The 11,805-nt window shown below is 75.6% G+C and carries 13 protein-coding genes; all 13 read right to left on the minus strand.

The window, feature by feature from the left end; translation table 11 throughout:
• Nucleotides 1–61 precede the first annotated feature (61 nt).
• The gene (locus OIE12_RS16205; protein ID WP_329135958.1) at nt 62–736 is read right to left on the minus strand and encodes a response regulator transcription factor; all 675 of its coding nucleotides are present in this window, start codon (nt 734–736) and stop codon (nt 62–64) included.
• 47 nt (nt 737–783) lie between these two features.
• Nucleotides 784–2,184: a lasso peptide C-terminal Trp epimerase gene (gene mslH, locus OIE12_RS16210; RefSeq protein ID WP_329135960.1), complete on the minus strand. Its 1,401-nt coding sequence runs from the start codon at nt 2,182–2,184 to the stop codon at nt 784–786.
• Between the two features lie 49 nt (nt 2,185–2,233).
• The gene (locus tag OIE12_RS16215) at nt 2,234–3,163 is read right to left on the minus strand and encodes a DsbA family protein (protein ID WP_329135962.1); all 930 of its coding nucleotides are present in this window, start codon (nt 3,161–3,163) and stop codon (nt 2,234–2,236) included.
• Between the two features lie 2 nt (nt 3,164–3,165).
• Entirely contained in the window at nt 3,166–3,699 is a 534-nt protein-coding gene (locus tag OIE12_RS16220; RefSeq protein WP_329135965.1) for a MauE/DoxX family redox-associated membrane protein, read from the minus strand.
• Entirely contained in the window at nt 3,696–4,607 is a 912-nt protein-coding gene (locus OIE12_RS16225) for an ABC transporter permease (protein ID WP_329135967.1), read from the minus strand. The genes OIE12_RS16220 and OIE12_RS16225 overlap by 4 nt, the downstream gene beginning before the upstream one ends.
• Nucleotides 4,604–5,569 (minus strand): ATP-binding cassette domain-containing protein, encoded by a 966-nt coding sequence (locus OIE12_RS16230; RefSeq protein WP_329135969.1) that lies wholly within the window; start codon nt 5,567–5,569, stop codon nt 4,604–4,606. The genes OIE12_RS16225 and OIE12_RS16230 overlap by 4 nt, the downstream gene beginning before the upstream one ends.
• The gene (locus OIE12_RS16235) at nt 5,566–6,147 is read right to left on the minus strand and encodes a lasso peptide biosynthesis B2 protein (RefSeq protein WP_329135971.1); all 582 of its coding nucleotides are present in this window, start codon (nt 6,145–6,147) and stop codon (nt 5,566–5,568) included. Before OIE12_RS16235 ends, OIE12_RS16230 begins: the two co-directional genes overlap by 4 nt.
• Entirely contained in the window at nt 6,144–6,407 is a 264-nt protein-coding gene (locus tag OIE12_RS16240) for a lasso peptide biosynthesis PqqD family chaperone (protein ID WP_329135973.1), read from the minus strand. Before OIE12_RS16240 ends, OIE12_RS16235 begins: the two co-directional genes overlap by 4 nt.
• Entirely contained in the window at nt 6,404–8,254 is a 1,851-nt protein-coding gene (locus OIE12_RS16245) for a lasso peptide isopeptide bond-forming cyclase (RefSeq protein ID WP_329135975.1), read from the minus strand. Before OIE12_RS16245 ends, OIE12_RS16240 begins: the two co-directional genes overlap by 4 nt.
• A gap of 58 nt (nt 8,255–8,312) precedes the next feature.
• Nucleotides 8,313–8,441: an aborycin family tricyclic lasso peptide gene (locus OIE12_RS16250; protein WP_106969722.1), complete on the minus strand. Its 129-nt coding sequence runs from the start codon at nt 8,439–8,441 to the stop codon at nt 8,313–8,315.
• Nucleotides 8,442–8,655: 214 nt separating this feature from the next.
• A complete protein-coding gene (locus OIE12_RS16255) occupies nt 8,656–9,408 on the minus strand; it encodes an ABC transporter permease (protein ID WP_329135978.1) in 753 nt (250 codons plus the stop codon).
• A complete protein-coding gene (locus tag OIE12_RS16260) occupies nt 9,401–10,372 on the minus strand; it encodes an ABC transporter ATP-binding protein (RefSeq protein ID WP_329135980.1) in 972 nt (323 codons plus the stop codon). Before OIE12_RS16260 ends, OIE12_RS16255 begins: the two co-directional genes overlap by 8 nt.
• Before the next feature lie 240 nt (nt 10,373–10,612).
• Nucleotides 10,613–11,749: a sensor histidine kinase gene (locus OIE12_RS16265; RefSeq protein WP_329135981.1), complete on the minus strand. Its 1,137-nt coding sequence runs from the start codon at nt 11,747–11,749 to the stop codon at nt 10,613–10,615.
• Nucleotides 11,750–11,805: the final 56 nt, after the last annotated feature.

The following is an 11,805-nucleotide window of genomic DNA, read 5'->3' on the forward strand; positions in this document are numbered from 1 at the left end:
CCTACGTGCCGCCCGCGACCACCCCCGTCGCCCCGGCGCGGGGCGGTGCGGGGCGGCCGGCTCAGGCCGGCATTCCGCGTTCGGCGAGGCCGCTCTCGTAGGCGATGATCACCAGCTGGGCGCGGTCCCGGGCGCCGAGCTTGGCCAGCAGGCTGCTCACATGCGACTTCACGGTCGGCAGGCTGATCACCAGTCGCGCGGCGATCTCCGCGTTCGACAGTCCGTTCGCGATCAGGACGAGCACTTCCCGCTCCCGCCCGGTGAGGCCCACCAGCCGCGGCGCGGGCCGGCCCGCGCCCTCGGGACGGGCGTAGTTCTCGACGAGGCGGCGGGTGACCGCGGGCGCCAGCACGCTCTCGCCCGCGGCGACCACGCGCACACCGGCGACGAGGTCCGCGGGCGAGGCGTCCTTCAGCATGAAGCCGCTCGCTCCGGCCCGCAGGGCGGGGTACACGTACTCGTCCATGTCGAACATGGTGAGCGCGAGCACCCGGACGCCGGCCAGGCGCGCGTCGGAGCAGATCTCCCGGGTGGCCGCGATGCCGTCCAGGACGGGCATGCGCAGATCCATCAGGACGACGTCCGGGAGGTGTTCCCGGGCGAGTGCGACCGCCTGCGCGCCGTCGCCCGCCTCGGCGACCGTCGCCATGCCGGGAGTGGAGTCGATCAGCACCCGGAAGCTGCCGCGCAGCAGTGCCTGATCGTCCGCGATCAGTACCCGGATCGGCTCGGCCATCCCGCATCCCCCGCCCACCGCTCGTCGGGCCCTCAGGAGGGGCCAGTCTATCGACGGGCGGCCTCCCGGTCCCGGGACTCCGGGAGCCCGGCCCCGCGCGGTACGGCCCGACGGAGCTCCGTCTCCCGGTCGATCACCACCCGGCCCACGCCGTCGTCCGCGCCCGTCAGCCGGGTGCCGTACGGCTCGCCGAGGCGGGCGAAGTCGGTGAGGATCTCCCCCGCCTCGGCCCCGGCGGCCAGCCGGGGGCGGCCCCGGCGGTGCGGCGGACGGCCGAAGCCCAGCTCGACCGGGTGCAGGGCGACGCCGTCGAGCCGGCCGTCCTCGAACGTGAGGACGGGCACCAGGGACCGCCAGTACCGGCGGTGCGGGGCGAAGAAGCGGTGCCCGTGGCCGCTGAGCGCGTCGAAGTACCGTCCCGGAGTGAGCGGTTGCCCGGGAGGCGCGGGCACCTGGGCGTAGTCCTCGGCACCGACCCGCTCGGCCAGTTCGATCTGGCTGACGATGTTCCCCAGGCTGTGGAAGACCGGCCGCCCCCGGTACATCTCCAGCCCCCTGAGGTGGTGCGGGCCGTGTCCGACCACCACGTCGGCGCCCTCGTCGATCACCCGGTGGGCGAACGCGCGCAGGAACTCGCCCGGCTGCTCGGGCGTGGGGCCCGGCTCGTGCGAGTGGACGCTGACGACGACGAGGTCGGCGCGGTGCCGGGCCTCGCCCACCCACCGGCAGATCCCGTCGAGGTCGTCCGGATCGCACTCGGTCGTCAGGCCCGGCTCGTCCGCCACCCGGAAGCGGCCGCCGAACAGGGTGAGCCGGCCGGGTCCGGGCACCGCCGGGTCCATGCCGAGCAGCGTGCGCGCCTCGGCCCGGCGGTCGCGCAGCCCCGTCCCGCCGTCGATCTCCCGCAACACCTCCATCTGGGCGGGGGTAACGGACAGCGTCGCGCCGTGCCGCAGCGGGCTGAGCCCCGGCCGTCCCGGCAGCTCCGGCGACGGCTCGGCCGCCTGCTGCCCGGGCAGGAACGTCGCACTGCACGAGAGCAGGGCGAGGCTTCCGCCGGGCCGGTCGACGTAGACGGGCCGCCGCGCGGCGGTCAGGTCGGCGCCGATCCCGGCGTACGGCAGGCCCTTCGCGCGCAGCAGCTCCATGGTGCCGAGCAGCCCCTCCACGCCCAGGTCGAGCGCGTGGTTGTTGGCGCAGCCGAGCACCGTGAAACCGGCGTCCGCCACCTCGTCGAGCACCCGGGGCTCCCCGATCAGACAGCCGCCGCCCGCCGCGTTGTGCACCGGGTGGCCCCGCCCGTGGCCGGGCACGACCTCCAGGTTGGTGAAGGCGAAGTCCGCGGCGCGCAGCAGGTCCCGGAGCGCCTCGGCGGCGGGGTCGTCGGTGATCACCGCGCCGCGGGTGGCCATGAAGTCGCCGGAGAGCGCGAGCGTCAGCCGCGTCATCGTGCGGCCTCCGCCGACCGCGGGCGCGCGAAGCCCGAACCGGCCGCCCTCACCGTGCCGCCTTCGCGATCGCCCGGTCCAGCGTGCCGGACGGGTCGGAGCCGGTGACGTCGACGCGCTTGCCGTCGACCATGACCGTCGGCGTCAGCGACACCTTGTGCGCGGCGGCCGTGTCCGACACGTACGTCACCCAGGGGCCGTACGTGTCCGCGCGCAGACAGGACGCGAAGGAGTCGGCGGCGGCACCGGTGATCCCCGCCTCCCGGCCGAGCGCCGTGAGCCGGGCCCGGCTCAGTCCCGGACCGCGCTCGGGCGGCTGCTTGTCGAACAGCAGCGCGGTGTACCGCGCGAACCGGCCCTCCTGGGCGGCGCAGGCGGCGGCGGAGGCCGCGCGGGTCGAGTAGCCGCCGGGGCTGCTGTAGTCGTCCAGGAAGGTGACGGGGTGGTAGACGAGACCGATCTCGTGGTTCTCGGTCAGCCTCCTCAGATCCGTGGTCAGACGGCGTTCGAGGGTGCGGCACTCGGGGCAGAGGTAGTCGACGTAGAGGTCGACCCGTACCGGCCCGGTGGAGACCGCCAGGCCCGCCTTGTCCTCCGTGACCCCGGCGGGCACGTCGTCCGGCGCCTTCTCCGGCGGGGAGTTGCTCGCCCGGACGAGTCCGGCACCGACCACCGCCGCGCCCACGACGACCACCGCGGCCACCAGGGAGACCAGCAGCGTGCGGCGCCGGCGGGTGCGCCGGTGCACCATCGCGCGCACCTGGGCGTCCCGCGACGGGGAGGCGGACGGGAAGCCGTCCACCGGCCGCTCGTCCACCGCCCGACGACCGTCCGCCGCCTGTCCGTCCGCCGACCTGGCGTCCGCCGACCCGGCGTCCGCCCGTTCGCTGTCCGTCGGATCGCTGTCCACCGACCTGACGTCCGTCGGCTCGCTGTCCGCCGACCTGACGTCCGTCGGCTTGCTGTCCGCTGACCGCACCTCTACTCCTCCTTCGCGTCCAGGACCCAGCCGTCCAGCGCGTACCGCGTCCGCGGCGCGCGGACCAGGAAGGCGGCCACGCCGAGGAGGAGCACGTCACGGACGATGTCGACGGCGTAACCGCGCGCGGCCCCGCTCGTGAGGGTGCCGCCGCCGCCGAAGCAGCCGCAGTCGATGGACAGTCCACGTGCCCACACCGACACGATCGCGGCGGTGTAGGCCGCCATCAGGACGGCCGCGGCGACGGCCACCGCCCTTGTCGCCAGCCCGGCGGCCAGCAGCAGCGCGAGCGCCACCTCGACGAACGGCAGCACGCCGCCGACCGTCTGGGCGGCGTCCTGCGGCACGATCCGGTAGAGGGCCATGGTGCGGCCGGCCTCCGCCAGGTCGCCGATCTTCACCAGGCCCGCGTAGCCCAGGACCGCCGCCAGCACCGCCCGCGCCGCGGTCCCCCACCATCCGGCGCCGCCCGCGCGGACCGCGGGCGTCTCCCGGGTCCCCGTCCCCGCCCGGTCCCTCGTCCCGGCCCCGTTCATCGGCTGCGGGAGAACCGGTGGGTGGCCAGGGCGAGTGCCACGGCGGTGAGTGCCGCCAGCAGTCCGAGTTCCGCGACGACGGGCGGGTGCCAGCCGCCCACCACCAGCCGGGTCTGCTCCGAGGTGAGCGACTGGGGCCCCGGCAGGGTCCGGCGGACGGCGTCGATGCCGTACGTCAGCGGGTTCAGCTTCACCACGGTGGCGAGCCAGCCGGGCAGGCCGTTCGGCGGGAACATCGCGCCGGAGAAGAACATCATCGGCATCAGGCTGAGGCTCACCACCACCTGGAACGTCTCGACCTGCCGGATGGTGACCGCGGCGAGCAGGCCGAGCGCCGTGAACAGCAGCGAGACGAGCAGCACCTCCAGCAGCACGACCAGCAGCATCGGCGAGTACCGGATGCTCGCGATGCCCCCGACCGACAGCACCAGCAGGCCGTAGAGCGCGCCCGTGGTGGCGCCGCCGAGCGCGAGGCCCAGGACGATGCTGGAGCGCGGGAACGGCGAGACGAGCATCTGCCGGAGCACGCCGAGCCGGCGGTCCCACACCAGCGAGATGCCCACCGCGATCGCCGGGGCCTGTACGGACATGATCAGCGTGCCGGGGAACAGATAGGCCCGGTAGTCGTTGAGCTGCGCCCGGCCGAGACTGTCGGACGCCGCGTCCAGACCGGTGCCGAGGACGACGAGGAACAGCAGGGGTGTCACCAGGCCCATGGCGAGGCGCACCGGGTTGTGCCGCAGCCGGGTCATCTCGCGCCGCCACAGCAGTGCGTACGGCTTGACGGCGCGCCAGGACCGGTCGGCGAGCGTGGCCGGCGGCCGGGCGGGCGCGGCCCGGTCCGCGCCGTCGGGGGGTGCCGCGCGGCCGGTGCCGGAGGCGGGCTGCATGGTCTCGGTGCGGCTCATCGCACTCCCTCCCCGAGGGCGTCCAGCGTGTGCGCGCCGCCGCCGGTCTCCCGAACGGCGGCCCCGGTGTGGTGCAGGAAGACGTCGTCGAGCGTGGGCGGGGCCACGGACACCTCGCGCACCGTCACCCCGAGGCCGGTGCAGAGCCGGGGCACGAGCGCGGTGCCGTGCGCGACCCGCAGCAGCAGTCCGTCGGGGGTGGGCTCCGCCGTCGTGCCGAACCGCTCGGCCACGGCCTCGGCGGCCCGTGCGTCGTCGTCGGTGCGCAGCATGACGACGTCGGCGCCGATGACGGACTTGAGCTGGGCGGGTGATCCCTCGGTGACCAGCTTGCCCCGGTCGAAGATCGCGATCCGGTCGCAGTGCTCGGCCTCCTCCAGCTGGTGCGTGGTGAAGAAGAGGGTGATCCCCTCCTCCTCGCGCAGCCGGTCGAGGTGGTTCCAGACGGCCGCCCGGGTCTGGGTGTCCAGGCCGGTCGTCGGCTCGTCGAGGAAGAGGACGCGGGGCCTGCCGATGAGGCCGCGGGCGATCTCCAGCCGGCGGCGCAGTCCGGTGGAGAACTGGCGTACGGGGACGCCCTCGCGCCCGGTCAGTTCCATAAGGTCGAGCATCGCGGCGATCGCGGTGCGGGCCTCGCGGCGGCGCAGTCCGCACAGGTCGGCCTGGAACCGCAGGTTCTCGGCGGCCGTGAGGTCCTGGTCGAGCGTGGACTCCTGGAAGACGATGCCGATGCGGCGGCGCACCTCCGCGGGGTGGGTCACGACGTCGAAGCCGGCGACCTCGGCCCGGCCCGAGGTGGGCGGGAGCAGGGTGGTCAGCAGGGAGAGGGTGGTGGTCTTGCCGGCGCCGTTCGGCCCGAGGAAGCCGAACGTGGTGCCCTCGGGGACGGTCAGGTCCAGGCCGTTCACGGCCGGGGTGGTGCCGTAGTAGGCGTAGAGCCCCTCGGCGCGGATCGCGGTCACGAACGGCTCCCTTCGGGGTCGTGGAGGTCCCGCGCGAGGCGGTCGGGGCCCGGTCCGGCACGGCGCGGGTCCGGCTGCGGCTGCGGCTGCGGCTGCGGCTGCGGCTGCGGCTGCGGCTGCGGTGCGACGGGGTCCGGGCCGGGTCCGGCTCCGTGCGGGTCGCTTCCCGGTGCGCGTACCGCGAGGACCGTGCGGAAGGCGCTCAGCTCGCCCGGTTCGTCCACGGGCCGGCCGTCGACCTCGACCCAGGCGTGCGCGCCGAAGGGCTGCACGCGGAACCCGGTGCACCAGTCGGCCCAGCGGCCGTGCGCCCGGCACAGCAGGGCGGTGGCCACCGACCGCTGGAGGCAGCCGAGTCCGGCGCAGCGCACGCTGACCGCGACGACCGACTGCCGGGCGCGCGCGGTCCCGGCGTACCCGGCGGGCCGGGCGCCCCGGCTGAGCACCCGGAGCACGCGCGCCAGCCGGGCGGGCGGCAGCCGGACGAGGAGGCGGGCGGCGCCGGCCGCGCAGCGGGGTGCGAGCTGCTGGCGCAGGGGGAGGCGGGGCGCCCGTTCGGCGACGGCGGGCGTGGTCACCGTGACACCTCCACGAGCTTGGCGGCGCTCAACGCGTCGATGAGGGCGAGGACGTCCCGCTTCGCCCGGGCGTCGTCGACCGGTGCGGCGGCGGTGAGGCTCGCGGCGGCCGCGTCGGGCGCGTCCCCGTCGAGCAGCCTGCGCAGGATGGCGGACCCTGACTCGTTCAACTGCCAGTAGCGGCCGTGGCGGCCGTCGAGCAGCACGGCTCCGGTCTCCAGGGGGGTGAGGGTGACGTCACGGGCAAGGCTCAGCTTCATGTGCGGTCTCCCGGGTCCGGGGTGTGCGTGCGCAGCCAGCTCTCGCACGCGACGGTGGTCGCGATCGGCTGAAGGTGGTGGGACAGGGGCCCGGGGTCGAGCACCGCGGCGCGGAACGCGGCCGGGTCGATCAGGCCGAGCCGGGCCAGCCGCGAGTCCTCGGCGAGTTCCAGGAGCCGGTCCCGGTTGCGTTCCAGCCCCCGGTAGGCCTCGGCGCTGAACTCGCCCTTGTCGCGCCGGCCGAGGATGTCGGCGGGGACGACGCCGTGGGCCGCGTCGGCCAGCAGGGGCTTGAACCGGCCGCTCGCCAGGCGCTGGTCGACCCGGGTGGCGAGCGCCGCCGCGAGGACCCGGTCGTCGAGGAAGGGCGCCTCCCAGCGGATGCGGGCCCGGCCGTGACCGGTCCCGGCGCCCGCGGCGGCCCCGGTCTCGGCGAGTGCCGTGTTGACCTGGCGGACGGTGCTGCCCTCGAAGACGATCGAGGCCAGCGCCTGGTGCCTGGTGCGGTCGGCGTCCAGCGGCTCGGGTCCGGCCGCGGCGGCCCCGGTGAACAGCCGCCGCACCGCCGCCACCGCCTCCGGCGTGGCCCAGGCCGGCATCCGGGGCGCGAAGACCCAGCCGAAGTCGGGCTCGTCGAGCGGTGGGGGCGGGTCGCCGATCCGGGCGGCGACCGCCGTCAGATTGCGGGCGAACGTGGACCGGTCGGCGAGCGCGCGCACGGTTCCGCGCCACGACCAGCGGTTGGCCAGCCGGTAGCGGTTGACCAGCCGCAGCCCGCCGATCGGCCGGGCCCGGGCCAGGGACCACGCGCTGGTGGGCATCCGGCCGAACAGTTCGTCGCCGCCGAACCCCGTCAGGTGCAGCGCGGCGCCCGCCGCGGTCGCCCGGGCGGCCAGGTCGGTGAGGTGCGGGAGCCCGGAGGCCCAGGTCGCGGGCCCCTCCGGGGCCACGCCGGTGAGGTCGGCGGTGTAGCCGACGTCGAACAGGTTCTCGGCCCGGTCCGCGGCGAGCGTGTGGTGACGGGCCCGCGGGAGCAGCGCGGCGGCCTTGCGCGCCCAGGCGGTGTCCTCGTTGGCGCTGTCCAGGGGCGCGACGTGGTAGGTGACCAGGTCGGCGCCGGCCCGGTCGGCGAAGAAGCAGAGCGAGGTGGAGTCCAGGCCGCCGGACAGGTCGGCGCTGAGCGTCCGGCCCGGCGCGGACCGCACGGCGACCGCCTCGGCCAGCGCCGTGCGCACCGCCTCGGCGCCCTCCGCCAGGGAGAGCGACGCCTCGGGCAGCGTCCACCAGCGGATCTGCCGGGACCGCCCGTGGGCGTCAAGGCGCAGCCAGTGACCGGTGCGCAGCGGGTCGACGCCCCGGCGCACGGGGTGTTGCGCGAGTGGCCAGGGGGCTCCGCCCGGTGCCAGCAGACGGGCCGCGAGGACGCTCTCGTCGAGGTCACCGCCGGTGAACCGGAGCAGGGGCGCCACGGCGCTCGCCGCGACGCTCACCCCGTCGGCCCGGGCGGTGAAGATCTGCCGTACGCCGGCGACGGAGCCCTGGACGCGGGTGTCGCCGTCCATCGAGACCATCAGATGGAGGGCTCCCGGCAGCCGGGACGCGAGGGCGTCCACGTCGTGGAGGGAGCGCAGCCGGCCGAGCGCGGACCGCAGTGCCGCCCCGTCCGGCCGGGTGTGGCCCAGCAGCACCAGGCGCCGCGGGCCCGCCTCGACCACCGTCGCCTCGTCGTCGGACCAGTCGCCGACGAGCCAGGGGCGTCCCGACGCGTGGTCGATCCTGCGGCCCGCGGGCAACCGCGCGGCCGGTGCGGCGGCGGCCGGGCAGTCCGGAAGAACTACGAAATCCATGTCGCCTCGTTCCCCGGGCGGTGCCGGCGCGCCAGGGGGCGCACCGGCACCGGAATGATCACCAGAAGCAGACGATGGCGTAGCCGCAGCCGGCGAAGTCGTTGCAGCTCCCGACGCCGAGGCACTTGGTGAGCTCGTCGAAGTCGCCGATCTCCTGCAGCGCGGGGGGCTCGTACGTGGCGGACATCCGTTACCTCCAGGTGGGTGCACGGGGCCGAACCGTTCGGCCCGCGAACTGCCTGGAAGCTATGCGGCCGTCCGTCCCACGGGCATGGGGCAGGCGTCCCGGAGCGGTCCCGTCCCGGGTCCCGGGGGTGTGGGACGGCGGTCCCGCGGTTGTCCCACCACCCGGTCCCGCCTCCGTGACCGCCCTGGGGGCGACTCCGGTACCGGTGCGGTACTCAGCCGTCCCACCTGCGGTGCCGGACGTAACCGCAGACCAGCCCGGCCGCGGTCCACAGCAGCAGGATCACCGCGCCGCGCAGCGCGCCGTCGGAGTGCACGTCGAGCAGCTCGCTGCCCGCCTGGTCGGGGAAGTACCGGACCAGGTCCTTGGTGGCGCCGATGACGGACAGGATCTGCGAACCGGCGAGCACCATCGGGAGCAGTACGGCCAGCGGCAGGACGGCGCTGCGGGCGGTCGCGGCCACGGAGGCCGCGAACAGGGTCATCAGCGTCAGGTAGACCACGGCCCCGGCCAGGGCGCGGGGGACGCCGTCGGCGCCGAGCGTGGAGCCGTGGGATCCGAGGGCGGCCTGCGTGACCAGGTAGCCGGCGACGGTGACGGGCACCGCGAGAGCCGCGGCGGCCAGGGTGGTGACGGTCATCTTCGCCAGATACAGACGGCCGCGCCGGGGCACGGCAAGCAGCGAGACGCGCATCATGCCGGAGCCGTACTCGGCGGACACGATCAGCACGCCGAAGACGATCAGGGCGAGCTGGCCGTAGAGGACGCCGTCCAGGCCGGCCTGTTCCGGGGTGAAGTCGGAGCGCAGCCCGGAGCTGCCGGAGTCGATCGCGCCCTTCGCGGACCAGCCGTCCAGAGCGGCGACGAGGAGGCTGAAGGGGGCGAACAGCAGCAGGGCGGCGAGCGTGCCACGCACCCCGCGCAGCTTGGCGGCCTCCGCCCGTACGGCCGCGAGGGTCTCAGACATCGGTGGTGCCGCCTTCCTTGGGCCCTTCGGCTCGCGCTCCCGCTGCTCCTGCCGCTCCGCCTGCTCCCCCTGCTCCCGCCGCTCTTTCGGCGACCAGTTCGAGGAAGGTGTCCTCCAGGGAGCCGGTGTGGGTGCCGAGTTCGTCCAGGGCGAGTCCCTCGGCGGCGGCCAGCCTGCTGATCTCGGCCGCCGCCACGCCCTCGACCTCCAGGCTGCCGTCCGGGGCGAACCGCAGCACGGCCCCCTTCCGCTCCAGTTCCTGGTGGAGCCGCAGGGGTTCGGCCGTGCGCACCCGGACGTAGGTCCGTCCGTGGCGGCGGATGAAGTCCGCCATGCCGGTGTCGGCGAGGAGCCGGCCCCCGCCGACGACGACCAGCCGGTCGGCGACCAGTGACATCTCGGTCATCAGATGGCTGGAGACCAGGACGGTACGGCCCTCCGCGGCCCGCGCGCGCAGCAGTTCGCGCAGGTGACGGATGCCCTCCGCGTCCAGGCCGTTGAACGGCTCGTCGAGTATCAGCACGGGTGGATCGCCCAGCAGGGCGGCGGCGAGTCCGAGCCGCTGCGCCATGCCGAGGGAGAAGGTGCCGATGCGCTGCCGCGCCGAGTCGCCGAGGCCGACCGTGTCCAGTACCTCGGCGACGCGCCGGCGGGGGATGCGGTTGCTCCGGGCGATCCAGCCCAGATGGCGGGCGGCGGTCAGACCGCGGTGCGGACCGGAGGTCTCCAGGAGCGCGCCCACGTGGCGGGCCGGGTATCCGAGGTCCGGGTAGGCGTGCCCGGCGATGCGCGCGGTACCGGCGTCCGGGCGGGTCAGGGCGAGCACCATGCGCAGGGTGGTCGACTTCCCGGCGCCGTTGGGGCCCAGGAATCCGGTGACGGTGCCGGGGCGCACCGTGAAGGTCAGACCGTCCACGACGGTCTTCCGGCCGTACCGCTTGGTCAGGTTCTGGACGTCGATCACCCGCCCAGTCTCGCGAGCGGCGCGGCCCGGCACATCGGTCCCGGGTTCGGACTCCGGGGAACGGGGCGGGGGCCGGACCCCTACCTGAGTATGAGACGGGGGCGGGGGCGCCGCCGCCGGCGGGGCGCTCAAGCGGGGGCGGGGGCACGGCGGAGCTGGACGCCCGGAGCGGGGCGGGGACGGGGAGCGGCTGCCTCGGGCGGCCGGCCCGGTCGGGGCCCTGGTGTCCGGGCCCTAGTACTAGTACGGCAGGGTCACCGAGACCCGGAAGCCCGTGCCGTCCGTGCGGGGTCCGGCCGTGAGGGTGCCGCCGTGCGCGGCGGCCCGCTCCCGCATCCCGACCAGGCCCAGTCCTCCACCCGGCAGGGCGACCCGGTGGCCGGGCCCGGGGCCCTCGTCGGCGACCTCGATCGCCAGCACCCCCCGCTCCGTGCCGAGCCGCACCCGGCACCGGGTGGGCGCGGCGTGCTTGATGACGTTGGTCAGAGCCTCCTGCACGACGCGGTACGCCGACAGCGCGACCCCGTCCGGCAGTTCCTCCGGCGCGCACCGGGACCGCAGGTCGACCTCGACGCCCGCCGCCCGCGCCGTCGCCACCAGTGCGGGCAGGTCCGACAGCCCGCGCACCGGCCGCAGCTCCGCGGAGCCGTCCGGTTCCCGGCGCAGCACCTTCACCGTGGCCCGCATGTCGCGCAGGGCCCTGCGGCTGACGTCCTCGATCACGGCCAGGGCCTCCCGCGCCTCCTCGGGGCGGGTGGCGACCACGTGGTTGGCGATCCCGGCCTTGACGGCGATCAGCCCCACGCTGTGCGTGACGACGTCGTGCAGGTCGCGCGCGATGCGCAGGCGTTCCTCGACCTTGGCGCGCTCGGCCGCCTCCCCGATGACGCGCCGCACGCTTTCCCGCCGTTCACGGACCGCGGAACCGGCCGCCCAGGTGGCGCCGAGGACCAGCAGCGCGAACACGGCCTGCACCGCCCGCGTCCCGCCCTGCTGGCCCTGCCCGCCGGTCACCGTGAGCGCCGCCGCGCCCACCGCGCTCACCGCCCCGACGACGACCGGGGACCGGCCGGGGGGACGCGTGCGCCCGACGGCCACCAGGTACAGCGCGTACGCCGCGGCGAGGAACGAGGTCGGCCCGAGGCCGAACGGCAGCGCCACACAGGCCGTGACCAGCACCCACCCGAAGACCGGTACGGGCCACAGCCGCCGCACGACCAGCGGCAGCGCGGCACTCGCCGACAGCAGCCACACGGTGCCGTCGGCCACGCCGGCGCCGGGGGCAGGCCGCAGCGGCGACAACTGCGCGAGCAGCGTGAGTCCGAGGGCGGCCAGTCCGTCGAGCACGAGCAGACGCCGGGGCGGGAGGTCGGCCATGGGGTGAACGTAGGCCCCCGGCCGACGCCGCGTCCACCGGGTGCCCGCGGCCCCGC

The organism is Streptomyces sp. NBC_00670, assembly GCF_036226765.1.
Classification (GTDB): domain Bacteria; phylum Actinomycetota; class Actinomycetes; order Streptomycetales; family Streptomycetaceae; genus Streptomyces.